Raw genomic sequence first — 15,921 nt, 5'->3', positions numbered from 1 at the left:
GCTGCCCATGGACCTGTTTCGAAGTGACCCGATTGCTCAGCCTCTGGCGGCGCGCCTGCGCTCGACCAACCTGGACGAGTACGTCGGGCAGGAACACCTGCTCGCCCGCGGCAAGCCTTTGCGCGAGGCCCTTGAGCAGGGTGCGCTGCACTCGATGATTTTCTGGGGGCCGCCGGGCGTGGGTAAAACCACCCTGGCGCGGCTCCTGGCAAAAGTCTCGGATGCACACTTCGAGACGGTCTCGGCGGTGCTGGCCGGGGTCAAGGAGATCCGCCAGGCGGTGGAAGTCGCCAAGCAGCAGGCCGGGCAGTACGGCAAGCGCACCATCCTGTTCGTCGACGAAGTGCATCGCTTCAACAAGTCGCAGCAGGATGCGTTCTTGCCGTATGTCGAAGACGGCACGCTGATCTTTATTGGTGCCACCACCGAAAACCCGTCTTTTGAACTGAACAATGCCTTGCTGTCCCGGGCGCGTGTCTATGTGCTCAAGAGCCTCGACGAAGCCGCGATGCAGAAGCTCTTGCAGCGTGCGCTGAACGAAGACAAGGGCCTGGGCAAGCGCCAGTTGAGTGTCAGTGAGGAAGGCTTCAAGATCCTGCTGACTGCTGCGGATGGCGACGGTCGACGTTTTCTCAATCTGCTGGAGAACGCTTCCGACCTGGCCGAGGATGGCAGCGAAATCGGCGTCGACTTGCTGCAGAGCCTGTTGGGCGACACCCGCCGGCGTTTCGACAAGGGCGGCGAAGCGTTCTACGACCAGATTTCCGCGCTGCACAAGTCTGTGCGCGGCTCAAACCCCGACGGCGCGCTGTACTGGTTTGCGCGGATGATCGACGGCGGTTGCGACCCGTTGTACCTCGCCCGGCGCGTGGTGCGCATGGCCAGCGAAGACATCGGCAATGCCGACCCGCGCGCGCTGAGCCTGTGCCTGGCCGCCTGGGAAGTGCAGGAACGCCTGGGCAGCCCGGAAGGCGAGTTGGCGGTGGCGCAGGCCATCACCTATCTGGCCTGCGCACCGAAGAGCAACGCGGTGTACATGGGCTTCAAGTCCGCCCTGCGTGCTGCCGCCGAGCATGGTTCCCTGGAAGTGCCGCTGCACCTGCGCAATGCGCCGACCAAGCTGATGAAGCAACTCGGCTACGGCGATGAGTACCGCTACGCCCACGATGAACCGGACGCCTATGCGGCTGGCGAAGATTACTTCCCGGATGACCTTGAGCCGCAGCCGTTTTACCAGCCGGTGCCCCGCGGCCTGGAGCTGAAGATCGGCGAAAAGCTCAATCACCTTGCCCAACTTGACCGGCTCAGTCCGAAACAGCGGAGAAAGTAGTGCTCAGAACGATTCTTGCCGTGTCCGTGGCCGGCATCGCTGGTACATTATTGCGTTTCGCCACCAGCACCTGGGTCAGCGCCAATTGGCCGAAGCATTTTTATGCGGCGACCCTGGCGGTCAACCTGGTGGGCTGTTTGATCATCGGCTTGTTGTACGGGTGGTTTCTGCTTCGCCCGGAAGTGCCGATTGAGATTCGTGCCGGCTTGATTGTCGGTTTTGTAGGCGGTCTGACGACCTTTTCATCCTTTTCACTGGACACGCTACGCCTGCTGGAAAGCGGGCAGGCACCGGTCGCCTTCGGGTACCTGGCCGTCAGCGTGTTCGGCGGGCTGCTCGCCACCTGGGCTGGCCTGTCCTTGACCAAACTTTGATAAACGAGAGACCGACATGCTCGATTCCAAACTGTTACGTAGCAACCTTCAGGACGTAGCGGACCGCCTGGCATCCCGTGGCTTTGCCTTGGATGTTGCGCGCATCGAAGCGCTGGAAGAACAGCGCAAGACCGTCCAGACCCGCACCGAAGCACTGCAGGCTGAGCGTAATGCGCGTTCCAAATCCATCGGTCAGGCCAAGCAGCGCGGCGAAGACATCGCGCCGTTGATGGCGGACGTCGAGCGTATGGCTGGCGAGTTGGCTTCCGGCAAAGTCGAGCTGGACGTTATCCAGACCGAACTGGACTCGATCCTGCTGGGCATCCCGAACCTGCCGCACGAATCCGTGCCGATCGGCGAAGACGAAGACGGCAACGTCGAAGTCCGTCGCTGGGGCACGCCAAAAGCCTTCGATTTCGAGATCAAGGACCACGTCGCCCTGGGCGAACTGACCGGTGGCCTGGACTTCGAAACGGCGGCCAAAATGTCCGGCGCGCGCTTTGCCTTGCTGCGTGGCCCGATTGCACGCATGCACCGCGCCCTGGCGCAGTTCATGATCAACCTGCACACCGGCGAGCACGGCTACGAAGAGGCTTACACCCCGTATCTGGTCCAGGCTCCGGCGCTGATGGGCACCAGCCAGCTGCCGAAATTCGAGGAAGACCTGTTCAAGATCAGCCGCGACGGCGAAGCCGACTTGTACCTGATCCCGACCGCCGAAGTGTCGCTGACCAATATCGTGGCCGGGGAAATCCTCGACGCCAAGCAGCTGCCGATCAAGTTTGTCGCCCACTCGCCGTGCTTTCGCAGCGAAGCCGGTGCATCGGGCCGCGACACCCGCGGCATGATTCGCCAGCACCAGTTCGACAAGGTCGAGATGGTGCAGGTTGTCGAGCCGTCGACTTCCATGGAAGCGCTGGAAGGCCTGACCGCCAACGCCGAACGCGTCCTGCAACTGCTGGAGCTGCCGTACCGCGTTCTGGCGCTGTGCACCGGCGACATGGGTTTCAGTGCCGTGAAGACTTACGACCTGGAAGTGTGGGTGCCGAGCCAGGACAAATACCGCGAGATTTCGTCGTGCTCCAACTGCGGTGATTTCCAGGCCCGTCGCATGCAGGCGCGTTTCCGTAACCCGGAAACCGGCAAGCCCGAGCTGGTCCACACCCTCAACGGTTCGGGCCTGGCAGTAGGCCGTACCCTGGTGGCCGTGCTGGAAAACTACCAGCAGGCTGACGGTTCGATCCGCGTGCCTGAAGTGCTCAAGCCGTACATGGCGGGCGTTGAGGTCATCGGCTAAATGGAATTTCTGCCGCTGTTTCATAACCTGCGCGGCAGTCGTGTGTTGGTCGTCGGTGGCGGGGAGATTGCCTTGCGCAAATCCCGGCTGCTGGCCGACGCCGGCGCGTTGTTGCGGGTGGTTGCTCCCCAGATTGAAGACCAGTTGCGTGAACTGGTGCAGGGCAGTGGCGGTGAACTGATTTTGCGTGGTTATCAGGAGGCCGACCTCGACGGTTGCACCCTGATCATCGCGGCAACCGACGACGAGCCGCTGAACGCGCAAGTGTCCAGCGATGCCCGGCGTCGTTGCGTACCGGTCAATGTGGTGGATGCGCCGGCCTTGTGCAGCGTGATCTTCCCGGCGATTGTCGACCGTTCGCCGTTGGTGATCGCAGTGTCCAGCGGCGGCGATGCGCCGGTGCTGGCACGGCTGATCCGGGCCAAGCTGGAAACCTGGATTCCGTCGACTTACGGCCAGTTGGCCGGGCTGGCGGCGCGGTTTCGCAGCCAGGTCAAAGGCTTGTTCCCGGATGTGCAGCAACGTCGCGCGTTCTGGGAAGATGTCTTCCAGGGTCCGATTGCTGATCGGCAACTGGCCGGGCAGGGTGATGAAGCCGAACGTTTGCTGGTGGAGAAAATCAACGGCGCACCGCCGCACGCACCGGGCGAAGTCTACCTGGTGGGCGCAGGCCCGGGTGATCCGGACCTGCTGACATTCCGCGCCTTGCGCTTGATGCAACAGGCCGACGTGGTGCTCTACGACCGCCTGGTGGCGCCGGCGATTCTTGAGCTGTGCCGTCGCGATGCCGAGCGGGTGTATGTCGGCAAGCGTCGCGCCGACCATGCGGTGCCGCAGGACCAGATCAACCAGCAACTGGTGGACCTGGCCAGGCAAGGCAAGCGCGTGCTGCGGCTCAAGGGTGGCGATCCGTTCATCTTTGGGCGTGGCGGTGAAGAGATCGAAGAATTGGCGGCCCATGGCATCCCGTTCCAGGTGGTGCCGGGTATTACCGCGGCCAGTGGTTGCGCGGCGTATGCCGGTATTCCGCTGACCCACCGCGACTATGCGCAATCGGTTCGCTTCATTACCGGGCACTTGAAGGACGGGACTTCGGACCTGCCGTGGAGTGACCTGGTGGGCCCTTCGCAGACCCTGGTGTTCTACATGGGCTTGATCGGGTTGCCGATCATCTGCGAACAGCTGATCAAGCATGGTCGTTCGGCGGATACGCCGGCGGCGTTGATCCAGCAGGGCACCACGTCCAACCAGCGGGTGTTTACCGGCACCCTGGCTGACCTGCCACGCATGGTGGCGGAACATGAGGTTCATGCGCCGACACTGGTGATTGTGGGAGAAGTGGTGCAGTTGCGTGAGAAGCTGAAGTGGTTTGAAGGCGCTCAGTCGCAAGTCTGACACGTCTCCTGTGGCGAGACCGTCTCTGTGGCGAGGGAGCTTGCTGTGGGGAGGGAGCTTGCTGTGGCGAGGGAGCTTGCTCCCGCTGGAGTGCGAAGCGCTCCCAGGATTTTGGGGCCGCTTCGCAGCCCAGCGGGAGCAAGCTCCCTCGCCACAGGGTGTGTCAGCTCAAGATGCCTTTTCCGCTCAGTCTCGCGCGGTCATGCTCCGCCTCAAACGTCTGCAACGGCCCCTTCGGCACAATCCCCGTCGGATTAATCGTGCGGTGACTGGCGTAGTAATGCCCCTTGATGTGAGCAAAATCCACCGTCTCGGCAATCCCCGGCCACTGATACAACTCCCTTAGCCAGTTCGACAGGTTCGGATAATCCGCAATCCGTCGCAGGTTGCATTTGAAGTGGCTGTAGTACACCGCATCAAACCGAATCGCCGTGGTGAAAAGCCTTACATCGGCTTCAGTCAGGTATTCTCCCGCCAGGTAACGATGCTCACCCAAGTGCTGCTCAAGGTGATCCAGTTCGGCAAACACATCATCAAATGCGGCCTCATAAGCCTTTTGTGACGTGGCAAAGCCTGCGCGGTACACACCGTTGTTCACGGCGGGATAAATTCGATCGTTCAGTGCATCAATGGTCGAGCGCTGGGCTTCGGGATAGAAATCCAGTTGATTGCCGGTCAGTTCATTAAACGCACTGTTGAACATGCGAATAATCTCCGCCGACTCATTGCTGACAATCCGCTTGAGCTTCTTGTCCCACAACACCGGCACTGTGACCCGCCCGGTGTAGCTGGCGGTGTCGGCGGTGTAGCGTTGGTGCATGAAGGTGAAGTCGTCAAGCTTGTCGCCGCTGGAGCCATGGGCCTTGTCGAAGGTCCAGCCGTTTTCCAGCATCAGCCAACTGACCACCGACACGTCGATCAGGCTTTCCAAGCCTTTGAGCTTTCGCAGGATCAATGTGCGGTGCGCCCAGGGGCAGGCGAGGGATACGTACAGATGGTAGCGACCGGCTTCAGCCGCGAAACCGCCTTCGCCGGTCGGGCCGGGTTCACCATCGGCGGTCACCCAGTTGCGGCGTTGCGCCTGCTCCCGTTGGAAGGCGCCGTCTGCGCTACTTTCGTACCACTGGTCATGCCAGCGTCCTTCGATCAGCAAACCCATGACTGACTCCTTGGCTAATAAGCGTTGGAGTGCAGTCTAAAGGTCTGAGTTCGAACAAAAAGCGCAAAGGCTGGGGGGTAATGATCGACTAAATCGATTTGTCCCGGGCATCCCAGTACTGCTGGGCCAGTTCGAACGCCTGTTCCCGCGGGTGGCCGAGGCCGCGCAAGGCCAGGGCCATGGTGGCGATCAGTGCCAGTTGCGGGTAGCTGTCCTGCACCTCACCGCGCCATAGCGCCTTCAAATGCTCGGGCTCCAGGGCCGCAGGCTTGACGTGGCGCTGGGCGGAGAGGGCGGGCCACTCTTCATCCCAGCTTTCGCCGCCGGTAGTGCCGTACAGGTGGCTGATGGTGTCCGGGTTGATCTCGATCTCGCCGCCGTCGCCCTTGATCACGATGCTGTTGTCGCCAAGCAGGCCGCTGGCATCGCGGTGTACGCCCTGGTAGCCCGGGTGGAAGATGCTTTGCAGGCCGCAGCGGGCGCTCAACGGGTTGAGGATGCGCGCCAGTGAATGGATCGGCGAGCGCAGGCCCAGGGTGTTGCGCAGGTCGATCATGCGCTGCAGTTGCGGCGCCCAGTCCCCCAGGGGAATAAACGCCAGGTTGCCCTGTTCAAGGGCCGCTTCCACCTGTTGCCAATTGCGGCACAACGGAATCTGCAAGCCATCCAGCAACTGCTCGGTGTAGAGCCGGCCTGCCGTATGCGCGCCGCCGCCGTGCATCAGGATACGCACGCCGTTCTGTGCCAGGCACTTGGCTGCCAGCAGGTACCACGGCAGGTGGCGTTTTTTACCGGCGTAGGTCGGCCAGTCGACATCCACATTGAGCGACGGTGCATTCAGGCGCTCGCGCACGGCTTCGGTGAAGCCTGCGAGTTCTTCCGGGCTTTCTTCCTTGTGCCGCAGCAGCATGAGGAAGGCGCCGAGCTGGGTGTCTTCGACCTTCTCGTCCAGCAACATGCCCATGGCTTCCCGGGCTTCCTCACGGGTGAGGTTGCGGGCGCCGCGCTTGCCTTTGCCGAGGATGCGCACGAACGGCGCGAACGGATGTTCGGCAGGGGTTTCAGTGATCAACGGGGCAAAATCAGTCATAAGCAATTCGTCGGCCTGGGCAGGCCCGCCAGCTTGGCGGCGAGTTTGGCGGGAGTGCCTTTGAACAGTCGGTTGAGGTGCAGGCTGTTGCCCTTTTCCGGGCCCAGCTTCAAGGCGGTGTACTTGATCAGCGGGCGGGTGGCGGGCGACAGCTGGAATTCGGTATAAAAGCCGCGCAGCAGTTCGAGGATTTCCCAGTGTTCCGGGGTCAGCTCCAGCGCTTCGGCGGTGGCGAGGGCGTTGGCCACGTCGCTGGACCACTCGGTCAGGTCGACGAGGTAGCCGTCCTTGTCCAGTTCGAGGGTGCGTTCACCTACGGTCAAAGTGTTCATAGCCAGGTGTTGACCTTGTCATAGTCGATCGACAGCTGGACGAACGCCGGGTAATCGACACTGCCGGCCCATTCAGGCACGGCGAGGTTACGCGCCTGGCTGTCTTCGGCCAGTACAAACACTTTCACGCCCCTGGCCTGCAGGGCCTGGCAAGGCGCGCTGGCGGGTTGCAGGGCGTAGGCGCCGTCGCCGCACAGCAGGATCGCATCCTGGGTGCCACAGAGGCGCAGGCAGCTGTCCAGCCGGCTGTCGGTAAAAGGCGAGTGGGATACCACATGCAAGGTCGACATCAGAGGGTAATCACCTGGTCGTAACGGTCAATCATCTGTGAAATTTGTTCACTGCTCAGCGGCTGTGCGTTGCCGGAGGTGGCCAGCCCGCGCACGGCGAGGCTATGGCTGCAGGCAAACACCTCTTCGACGCCAAATAATTCCAGGGCCTGGAGGTTGGCGCTCAGGTCTTTCTGTTGCACGGCCCTGGCGTCCTGGCTTGCGGCCAGTTGAAACACGCCGTCATCCAGAAACAACAGGCCAATCGGCAAATCAAACGCGCCGCCAGCCAATACGATATCCAGCGCTTCACGGGCGCCGGGGCCGGACCACGGCGCCTGTCGGCTGATCACCAGCAAGGATTTCGACATGTCACGGCCCTCCGAAGCAGATCAAACGGTCAGCGGACTGGGCGGCGTCATGCAACTGCCCAAGCCCGGACAATGCCCAAGGCGCGTCCAGGTTCACCGCGCTGCGCTGATAACGGGTGGCCTCTTCGGCATTCAGCACGCCACGGCGCAGGGCCGCGGCGATGCACACCACGCCATCAAGCTGATGCTCGCTGACAAACTCGCGCCACTGACGGGCAATATCCTGCTCGTCCTGCGGCGCAACAATGTTGGTGGACGCGCTGTAGACGCCATCCTGATAAAAAAACAGCCGCACAATCTCATGCCCACCCGCCAGCGCCGCCTGGGCGAACAGCAAGGCACGGCGCGAGGAGGGCGCATGGGCGGCGGAAAAAAGCGCAATCGCGAACTTCATGGAACACTCTGAAGGCAAAACCTGTGGCAATGATAAAGCCGCAGGCAACAAAAAGCCCGCCGAAGCGGGCTTTTTGCATGCGGCTGCGATCAGTCGTCGCGGCCCATGATGCCGAAGATCTGCAACAGGCTGATAAACAGGTTGTAGATCGATACATACAGGCTGATGGTGGCCATGATGTAGTTACGCTCGCCACCCTGGATGATTGCGCTGGTCTGGAACAGGATGCAGGCCGAGGAGAACAGCACGAAACCTGCGCTGATCGCCAGTTGCAGGCCGCTGATCTGGAAGAACATGCCTGCCAGTACCGCAGCCAGTAACACGAAGAAACCGGCGGTGATGAAACCACCCAGGAAGCTCATGTCCTTGCGGGAAATCAGCACGTAGGCCGACAGGCCGCCAAATACCAGGGCAGTCATGGCAAATGCCGAGCTGACCACTTCCGCGCCGCCGGCCATGCCGAGGTAACGGTTAAGGATCGGGCCGAGGATAAAGCCCATGAAACCGGTCAGGGCAAACGCCGACACCAGGCCCCAGGCCGAGTCGCGCAGCTTGTTGGTCAGGAAGAACAGACCGTAGAAGCCGATCAGCACGACGAAGATATTCGGGTAGCCGACGCGCATTTGCTGGGCTACGAAGGCCATCACGCCGCTGAACGCGAGGGTGAGAGCGAGCAAGCCGTACGTATTGCGCAGGACGCGGCTAACTTCTAGCTGCTCAGCCTGCGCGTTTCCATTCACTGCGTAATTTTGTTCGCGCATGGCGACACTCCTTCAGTTTTGAAACATTCAGTCGCAAGGATCATAACAGACGCTCTGTAACAAGCTATGGCGAGAGTTTGACAGTGTGTTTCATTCGGGTATTATGGCGCCCGCTGAGGCAGGATGAGCTACGCTAATCCTGTGTTGCACAAGGGAAATTGGCAGAGTGGTTGAATGCACCGGTCTTGAAAACCGGCGGACGTTAATAGCGTCTCCAGGGTTCGAATCCCTGGTTTCCCGCCAAGATTTACTCAAGAGCCCCGCTATTGCGGGGCTTTTGCGTTTCTGGGGTTCAGGAATACACCTCTAATCGTTTCCGTATCATTTCAGGCAGTTTCCGCAACTCTGCAAAAAGTGGGCGTCAGCGGGTAGGTTTCACGATCTCACCCCCCGCGCCGATAACCGTCTCGGTTATCAGTTCACGCTGGAGAAGTCAGGCACCCAAGCCGGGCGCGCTGTCTGGCGTGATTCGTTACTGAGAAAAGGCGCAATTACAGGTGGAAGTCGCCCGCAGCCTCCGGCTGGTAAAGCACTTTCTTGATCTCAATCCGGCGGGTCCGGTCAGCAATTCGCCAGTCGATGGCGTCTCCCTCCTGATAGCCAAGGATGGCGGTGCCTATGTCGGAATACACGGAATGCTTTGCTGCGTTGCTGTCCGCGTCTTCAGGGTAGACCAAGGCCACTTCGAACTCTTCATCGTCCAGTTGCAGCAAGGCCCTGGAGTTCATCGTGATGACATTGCACGCCACCTGCTGCGGCTTGACGACAATGGCCCGCTCAAGCTCATGTTCGAGTTCAACAACCGCCGGGCCTTGCTCGAACGCGATCAGATCCTCGAGCCTGGCCTTGTCGATTTCAGTGATGTAGATCCTGGTGGAGTCGCCACCGGCGCCTTCGCGCAAGAACTGGAAATAGCTCGCCGCCGTCATGGAAAATGACGTCAATGTCGGCGTTTCGCTCTCCAGCATAAAGCCGCTGCGCAGAAAGGCTTTCAGCGAGCGCGAGTTGTCCGGGTGAATCTTGGCGATGAGCTTCTCGGCCCGCATGTCGAGGAAGGCCAGTTTCATGCCTTCGCGGATCGTGCTGGCGCCCAGGTTCCGGCCCCATTTGTCGCTGTCTCCGATGACCAGGACAATCTCGCAATTTGAGCCGGTCTTGATGAGACGGACAAAGCCCACCGGAGCGTCATGCCGGTCATAGGCCATAAAGAATCTGCCGCCCTGGTTGAATAGATGAGTCAGGATCGGCAACTGAGTCCGATCAATGACTTGCTCAATGGAGCGGGAGACATGACGCGAATCGCTCAGATAGCAGGTGATGCGTTCATCCTCTAACCAATCCACCAACGTCAGCGCGTGCGCCCGCGTAATTTCAGGGCACAGCGAAATGAAAGGCTTGTTCATCTTGACCACACTTATTTGTAAAGGATTGAAGCCCTTCATGGATATGTCATGGCGGTTCTTCGGCAACCGGATATTTTAAGACATGCCGCGAGTAATGGCGAACATGCCAGAGAGTTCCAAGAAGCCACCGCTTGCTGAACCCGACCCAGGCAAGCACTCAAGAGAAAGGTGGGCTGACTACGCATCGCAGCCTGAGGGCGGCCTGTCTATCCAACCGAGCAAGCCGTTCCCGGCTGGTACTCAAATGTAAAAATTTTTATCTGCCCTCTTGAAAATTTTCCCGGCGAACATAAATTTTTATCACGCGACGCCGAATGCGGGTCGCGCACTTAATCACTTGGATTTAATCAGGAGATTTTGAGATGGCTACTACCCTTTCGTTGGCCCCTTTGTTCCGTCAATCCGTGGGCTTCGATCGCTTCAATGACCTGTTTGAGTCGGCGCTTCGCAGCGAGGCTCCGAACACTTATCCGCCTCACAATGTGGAAAAGCACGGTGATGACGAATATCGCATTGTCATTGCTGTCGCTGGGCTTACTGAAGCGGATCTGGATATACAGGTCGAGAAGGGCGTTTTGACAGTCGTTGGCGACAAGCGCGAAACCGAGAAAGCAGTCACTTATCTGCACCAGGGCATCGCGCAACGAGCATTTCGGCTGTCGTTCCGGCTGGCAGATCATATCGAGGTGCGCGGTGCTTCGATGAACAACGGGCTGTTAAGCATCGACTTGCTGCGCGTGGTTCCTGAAGAGGCCAAGCCCAAGCGCATCACGATTGGTAGCGGGAAAGAGCCCGAACTGCGTCAGGTTAGTTTGCAATAAGTCAGCGGTAACAAAAAAGGCGCTCTTGGTAGCGCCTTTTTTTGTGTGTGGAATCAAAACGCCTACCGATCAATACCTGGCTACGCAGAGTACCCGGTAGATCCATCAACCGGGCACTCCCGCCTGTTTAGAAGATATTCAACGGGTACTCGGTAATCAGGCGTGTCTGCACCAGATGCCCCCCGGTGGACGCATCACCATCGTGCCAGGCTTCCCTCAGGCGGAAGGACAGCTTCTTGGCCGGGCCACTCTGCACGACGTATTTCACTTCGGCGTCGGTTTCGTGTTCCTGGTCGTTGGCGCCATAGAACCCGGTGTAGGCCGAATTGCCGGGGGTATGCGTACCGTCGATGCCGGCACCGCGAATATGGCGGGCCATGAAGCTCAGGCCGGGGGCGCCAAAGGCTCCCATGTCCAGGTCATAGCGCATCTGCCAGGACCGCTCGCCCGGGCCGTTGAAGTCGGAGTATTGCACCGAGTCAGCCAGGTTGATCGAGTTGCCGTAGCGCCCGGCACCGACGCCGGCATTGGTCTCCCCAAAGCCGACGTAGTCGAACGGCTCGTCACCATGCACTTTCTGCCCGGCCAGGGTGAAGGTCTGTGCACCCAGGGTGTAGGCAGCCGCCAGCGAGGCTGCGGTGGTGTCGATGGTCCCGGCCTTGGCGCTGCCGTCGTCCAGTGTGCGATAGAGGTTGAAGTCCAGCGCGACGGATTGGTCATCGGTCAGTGGATGAACAAGGTTCAGGTTGACGTAGTACTGATTCCACACGTCTTCCAGGTGTGCTCCGTACAGCGACGCGGTGAATTCCTTGCTGAACTGGTATTTGCCCCCCGCGAAGCTGGCCGACGACGCTTCCACGCCCGCATAGCTGGCGAGAATGTCGCCGCTGCGCGAGGTGGTGGTGGTACCGGTGCCGGAGGTGTAATGGCCGGCCTCCAGGTTCAGGCCGGTGATTTCATGGCTGTCGATCTGGAAGCCTGTTGCGGTCTGTGGCATCAGGTAGTTATCGGCGGTGGCGAACACCGGCGACGTAGGTTGCAGGTCGCCGACCTTGAGCGTGGTATTGGAAATACGGAACTTGACGTCACCACCAGCCTTCGCGAAGCCATGATCCGGATTGCCATTGGCGTCGGACGGTATGTTCGGGCCACCGGCGCGGTCGGTGTCCCCGTCGATGCGCAACGCCAGGTCGGCAAACGCATCAATGCCGATGCCAATGGTGCCTTGAGTGAAGCCCGAGCTGTAGGTCGCCATCAGCGCCTGGCTCCAGTCACGGGTGTGGGCGCCGTTGCCGTTCTGGTTCCAGAACAGGTTGCGGTTGAGGATATTCAAGCTGCTGTCGGCGACAAAGCCCTTGGAGTCGGACTGATCGCTGGCATAGCTCATGGCCGGCAAGGCAAATGCCAGCGCCACGGCCAAGGTATTGAGCTGAAGTAACGGTTGACGTTTTTTCATTATATTTTGCTCCTGTGCACGAGTTCGTGTGGGAGCATTAAGGCGACAGCCCAGGCCATCAACAAATGAAACTGGATGAAGGTTTTGATATCCCTTTTACCAAATTCCAGGCAAAGAAAAGCCCGCGATGGGGAGTGCGGGCTTAAAGGTGTTCACTTAGGAGCTGGAGTGACGATAAGCGCTCGAGTGTGAAAGGGATGTGAAAGGTTGTTGGGTGCGTAGCGTATTTATCACGAGTGATCCTCTCCTCGCACAATCCTTCCGGCCTTCACCTCATCCGCGTACCCGCTGAGCTTTTCCTGCTGAGCCGCGAGCAGTGCACCCATCTTCATCAGGGCGACTGCTTCGTCGGGTGATTTGGCGACCCCGGCGATAGTGGCCAATTGATTGACCGACCAGGCGATAACGGCCGTCGCATCTTCGAGGTCGTAGAACAGTTCCTGCTGTGCGGTCCTTGGGCCGTCGAGCATTTCCATCAGTTCTGCCATTTACCCGTGCTCTCCAAAAAAGTGGTTCAGTGCGATCAGCTCAGGCACCGTTGCGCCAATCCTCCTGTAAGCCGGCAAACACGGCAATCGCGATTTTCCCTTGAATGCCGTTGTTGGGGCTTTCAAGGCGGGAATGGGCGAGCGGGATGTCAGCAAGGGAATAGACCGCGCCAACGTGTGGCCGCAGTTGACCGTTGGCGATCAGTGCGCTCATTTCATCCAGCTTACCGCGGTTCTGTCGTGTGAAAACGAAGTGATAACTCGCGTTCCTGCCCCAGGCCTGGACGAGGTTCTGGGGGTGCGCCGTGTCCACAATCGTGACCACGCGACCCAGTTGCGCAAGCGCGTCCGGGCTACGGGACAATGTGGTGCCGCCGATGGTATCGAACACCACATCAACGCCACGGCCACCCGTTTCCCGCAGGATGGCGTCGACGTAATCTTCCTTTTCGTAGTCGATGATTACGTCCGCGCCCAGGCTTCGCGCGAACTCGACATTGACGTCGCGTACGGTGGTGAACACCTGGGCGCCAATGGCTTTCGCCAGTTGGATCGCCACATGGCCGACGCCGCCCGCGCCGCCGTGCACCAGGATGCTTTCTCCCACCCTGAGGGCTGCACGCACCACCAGCGCTTCCCAGGTGGTGCCGCCGACCAGGCTCAGGCTTGCCGCTTCAAGGTGACTCAGGGCAGGGGGCTTCTTCCCGATAATGCCTTCGGCCGCCACGTGGTATTCGGCATAGCTGCCGGGTCCGTCAAATATTTGCGGGGTGTACCAGACTTCGTCGCCTGGCGCGAAGGACGTAACCCCCGGCCCGACTTCCTCAACGACCCCCGATACGTCATGCCCGGTAATCGCCGGTAGCGGCACCAGGTCAGCGTAGTCGCCACGTCGGACCTGGTAATCCAGCGGGTTGATGGAGGTTGCGTGTACGCGGACCAGGACTTGCCCCGTGTGCGGAACGGGCTTGGGAACGTCGCGAAGTTCGAATGATTCCGGGCCGCCAAATGACTTGAGTATCAACGCCTTCATTGCATTTCCTCGTTTCGACAAAAAGGGATATCGCGAAATCTCGATATTATGTGGCGAAAAAAAAAACTACAAATCTTTCCCTATGATCTCGGCAAGCCTGCGGATAGTGGCTTCATTGCGCTTGTAGTAAGTCCACTGGCCGATGCGCCTGACTTCGACCAGGCCCACCCGTTGCAGCGTTGCCAGGTAACCGGACACCGTCGACTGCGAGAGCCCGATGCCTTCCTGAATACTGCTGACGCACACGCCCACCGTGTGAACGTCCCCTTCATCTTGTGCAGGGAAGTTCTTTTCGGGGTCTTTCAAACCTTTCAGGATTTCGAGGCGTGTCTGGTTTGAGAGGGCTTTGAATATTTCGAGTAAGTCCATGGCGTGATCATATCGAGAATTATCGATATGTCAATGTGTGTCAGATATAAAGGGTAGTCAGTTTCAGGCCTCACCGGAGGCGGCGACCAAGGACCTGTCGCGCTGCGGGCCTCTGAGCTATAACAGTGTAAAAGCACAAAAAACAAACGTGTTTCCGGGCTGTTTTCAGGAGAGAACTCATGAGCGCCATGGACGCGGGGCAAGTGGTGCCTGGCTACGTAACCTTCGTAGGGCGTGAGGCATCGTGGGCCGGACGCCAGTTCATGAGCTTCAGCTATAGCGTCAATGGGCAGCACTTTCACAAGTCTCTCAACGAGACGGTTGACGCTTGGTCAACGACGGCGCTTCGTAAAGCCTCGTATGGCTTGCGAGTGGGAGACCCGGTGTCTGTCTGGTGTTCTCTCACCGACCCCGAGGTGTGTTGCATTGGCGAAAAACCAGCAGAGAAACCCGCGATCCTGCGGTGGATAGAGTCTCTCGGAGCGTTAGGGCCGTTATGAAATTGATCCCCACCGTTCGTCCATCGGCCGGCACTCGCGACACCGCACCGTTTCTCATGTTCAAGCACGGACATCCCGCGCTAGAACGGAGAGCCAGCATGGAAATTAACGAGAAGGCCCCTGGAAACGTATCCCAGCAGGGCGTAACGCGCGGTACAGACAATGAAACCGGGCATGATCCTCGGCGCGATCAACCTGAAGCGCCTCTACCGCCGGACGATGACGCCCCTCTGGAAGAGGATATGTCGGATGTGGATGCGGCTGATTCTGTCGCGAGTGAACACCCCGACAACTGAAGCATCCGAATCAGCCCGACGCACACTGCGTCGGGCTTTTCGGTGTCAAGCGACGATTACGGCATCAGCACCGAATCAACCACATGAATCACGCCATTGGACTGCATCACATCCGCAATGCTGATGCTGGCCTTGCCACCCTTGGCATCCACCACCCACAATTTGCCGTCATGCAGCTTGATCGTCAGCGACTCACCCTGCACGGTTTTCAACATCACGGTACCGCCGTTCTTCTTGGCGTCGGCCATCAGTTGTGCAGAGGTATGAGTGCCAGCCACCACGTGATAGGTCAGGATTTTTGTGAGATCGGCTTTGTGCTCAGGTTTCACAAGCGTATCCACGGTGCCTGCGGGGAGCTTGGCGAAAGCTTCGTTGGTCGGTGCGAATACGGTGAACGGGCCTTTGCTGTTAAGGGTATCCACCAGTCCGGCTGCCTTGACCGCCGCAACCAGAGTGGTGTGGTCCTTTGAGTTGACTGCGTTTTCGACGATGGTTTTCGTCGGATACATCGCCGCGCCGCCCACCATTACGGTGTCGGCGGCAAAACTTAGGGATGTGGTGACGGAGAGGATCGTAAAGCAGGCAACGGCAGCAATTTTTTTGTAGATGGCGTGCATGATGTATCTCCTTGGTGCTTGTGCCCTCCGGGTGAGGGTATTGAATCTACGTACCAAGGATCAAAGTGGATGCACCTCTGGAAAAATTATTGGTTTGCCGCCCTCACTGCACTTTTTCCCGTTCTTCCGATCTATCTCTGTCCCGACCACACTAATTTCCGGCGTG

At 59.4% G+C, this 15,921-nt stretch carries 19 protein-coding genes and 1 tRNA gene; 7 read left to right on the top strand and 13 right to left on the bottom strand.

The window, feature by feature from the left end:
* The first annotated feature begins 7 nt into the window (after positions 1 to 7).
* The 4 genes from C0058_RS20340 to cysG are packed head-to-tail and all read left to right on the top strand — an operon-like array spanning position 8 to position 4,396.
* A complete protein-coding gene (locus C0058_RS20340; protein WP_003219616.1) occupies positions 8 to 1,330 on the top strand; it encodes a replication-associated recombination protein A in 1,323 nt (440 codons plus the stop codon).
* Positions 1,330 to 1,704: a fluoride efflux transporter CrcB gene (crcB, locus tag C0058_RS20335; protein WP_003219617.1), complete on the top strand. Its 375-nt coding sequence runs from the start codon at positions 1,330 to 1,332 to the stop codon at positions 1,702 to 1,704. Before C0058_RS20340 ends, crcB begins: the two co-directional genes overlap by 1 nt.
* A 16-nt stretch (positions 1,705 to 1,720) precedes the next feature.
* Entirely contained in the window at positions 1,721 to 3,001 is a 1,281-nt protein-coding gene (gene serS, locus C0058_RS20330) for a serine--tRNA ligase (protein ID WP_003219618.1), read from the top strand.
* Positions 3,002 to 4,396, top strand: coding sequence for a siroheme synthase CysG (gene cysG, locus C0058_RS20325; protein WP_003219620.1), 1,395 nt, complete (start codon positions 3,002 to 3,004; stop codon positions 4,394 to 4,396).
* A 163-nt stretch (positions 4,397 to 4,559) separates the two neighbouring features.
* Here cysG and C0058_RS20320 read toward each other — a convergent pair whose 3' ends face one another.
* The 7 genes from C0058_RS20320 to C0058_RS20290 form a co-directional block, all read right to left on the bottom strand.
* Positions 4,560 to 5,555, bottom strand: a complete 996-nt coding sequence (locus C0058_RS20320) for a glutathione S-transferase family protein (RefSeq protein ID WP_102369436.1) — start codon at positions 5,553 to 5,555, stop codon at positions 4,560 to 4,562.
* A gap of 88 nt (positions 5,556 to 5,643) precedes the next feature.
* Positions 5,644 to 6,645 carry a glycosyl transferase family protein gene (locus tag C0058_RS20315; RefSeq protein WP_102369435.1) on the bottom strand — a complete coding sequence of 334 codons (1,002 nt, stop codon included), beginning with the start codon at positions 6,643 to 6,645 and terminating at the stop codon, positions 5,644 to 5,646.
* Positions 6,642 to 6,977: a TusE/DsrC/DsvC family sulfur relay protein gene (locus tag C0058_RS20310; RefSeq protein ID WP_102369434.1), complete on the bottom strand. Its 336-nt coding sequence runs from the start codon at positions 6,975 to 6,977 to the stop codon at positions 6,642 to 6,644. The genes C0058_RS20315 and C0058_RS20310 overlap by 4 nt, the downstream gene beginning before the upstream one ends.
* Positions 6,974 to 7,267, bottom strand: coding sequence for a sulfurtransferase complex subunit TusB (tusB, locus tag C0058_RS20305; protein WP_003219628.1), 294 nt, complete (start codon positions 7,265 to 7,267; stop codon positions 6,974 to 6,976). The genes C0058_RS20310 and tusB overlap by 4 nt, the downstream gene beginning before the upstream one ends.
* A complete protein-coding gene (gene tusC / locus C0058_RS20300; RefSeq protein WP_102369433.1) occupies positions 7,267 to 7,617 on the bottom strand; it encodes a sulfurtransferase complex subunit TusC in 351 nt (116 codons plus the stop codon). Before tusC ends, tusB begins: the two co-directional genes overlap by 1 nt.
* A gap of 1 nt (position 7,618) precedes the next feature.
* Positions 7,619 to 8,011: a sulfurtransferase complex subunit TusD gene (tusD, locus tag C0058_RS20295; RefSeq protein WP_003219632.1), complete on the bottom strand. Its 393-nt coding sequence runs from the start codon at positions 8,009 to 8,011 to the stop codon at positions 7,619 to 7,621.
* A gap of 89 nt (positions 8,012 to 8,100) precedes the next feature.
* On the bottom strand, positions 8,101 to 8,772 hold the full coding sequence (locus tag C0058_RS20290) for a Bax inhibitor-1/YccA family protein (protein WP_003219636.1): 672 nt from the start codon (positions 8,770 to 8,772) through the stop codon (positions 8,101 to 8,103).
* Between the two features lie 152 nt (positions 8,773 to 8,924).
* Here C0058_RS20290 and C0058_RS20285 point away from each other — a divergent pair.
* Positions 8,925 to 9,015 (top strand) — tRNA-Ser (locus C0058_RS20285).
* 248 nt (positions 9,016 to 9,263) lie between these two features.
* On the opposite strand, the gene C0058_RS20280 is transcribed toward C0058_RS20285, so the two are convergent.
* Entirely contained in the window at positions 9,264 to 10,175 is a 912-nt protein-coding gene (locus C0058_RS20280; RefSeq protein ID WP_008431545.1) for a bifunctional GNAT family N-acetyltransferase/nucleoside diphosphate kinase regulator, read from the bottom strand.
* Positions 10,176 to 10,537: 362 nt separating this feature from the next.
* Here C0058_RS20280 and C0058_RS20275 point away from each other — a divergent pair, with 362 nt between their 5' ends.
* Positions 10,538 to 10,996, top strand: a complete 459-nt coding sequence (locus tag C0058_RS20275; RefSeq protein ID WP_003219642.1) for an Hsp20 family protein — start codon at positions 10,538 to 10,540, stop codon at positions 10,994 to 10,996.
* Positions 10,997 to 11,123: 127 nt separating this feature from the next.
* Here C0058_RS20275 and C0058_RS20270 read toward each other — a convergent pair whose 3' ends face one another.
* From C0058_RS20270 to C0058_RS20255, 4 genes are all read right to left on the bottom strand, one after another.
* Positions 11,124 to 12,452 (bottom strand): OprD family porin, encoded by a 1,329-nt coding sequence (locus tag C0058_RS20270; protein WP_003219643.1) that lies wholly within the window; start codon positions 12,450 to 12,452, stop codon positions 11,124 to 11,126.
* 230 nt (positions 12,453 to 12,682) lie between these two features.
* Positions 12,683 to 12,940, bottom strand: a complete 258-nt coding sequence (locus C0058_RS20265) for a hypothetical protein (protein WP_003219645.1) — start codon at positions 12,938 to 12,940, stop codon at positions 12,683 to 12,685.
* A gap of 40 nt (positions 12,941 to 12,980) precedes the next feature.
* On the bottom strand, positions 12,981 to 13,973 hold the full coding sequence (locus tag C0058_RS20260; protein WP_102369432.1) for a zinc-dependent alcohol dehydrogenase family protein: 993 nt from the start codon (positions 13,971 to 13,973) through the stop codon (positions 12,981 to 12,983).
* 66 nt (positions 13,974 to 14,039) lie between these two features.
* Positions 14,040 to 14,342, bottom strand: coding sequence for a helix-turn-helix transcriptional regulator (locus tag C0058_RS20255; protein WP_003219649.1), 303 nt, complete (start codon positions 14,340 to 14,342; stop codon positions 14,040 to 14,042).
* A 598-nt stretch (positions 14,343 to 14,940) separates the two neighbouring features.
* On the opposite strand from C0058_RS20255, the gene C0058_RS20245 reads away from it, so the two are divergent.
* Entirely contained in the window at positions 14,941 to 15,138 is a 198-nt protein-coding gene (locus C0058_RS20245; RefSeq protein ID WP_023658951.1) for a hypothetical protein, read from the top strand.
* A 56-nt stretch (positions 15,139 to 15,194) separates the two neighbouring features.
* On the opposite strand, the gene C0058_RS20240 is transcribed toward C0058_RS20245, so the two are convergent.
* Positions 15,195 to 15,755 (bottom strand): fasciclin domain-containing protein, encoded by a 561-nt coding sequence (locus C0058_RS20240; protein ID WP_003219652.1) that lies wholly within the window; start codon positions 15,753 to 15,755, stop codon positions 15,195 to 15,197.
* Positions 15,756 to 15,921: the final 166 nt, after the last annotated feature.

This window comes from Pseudomonas sp. NC02 (assembly GCF_002874965.1).
GTDB lineage: Bacteria > Pseudomonadota > Gammaproteobacteria > Pseudomonadales > Pseudomonadaceae > Aquipseudomonas.
This window is presented reverse-complemented; position numbering and strand designations above follow the sequence as displayed.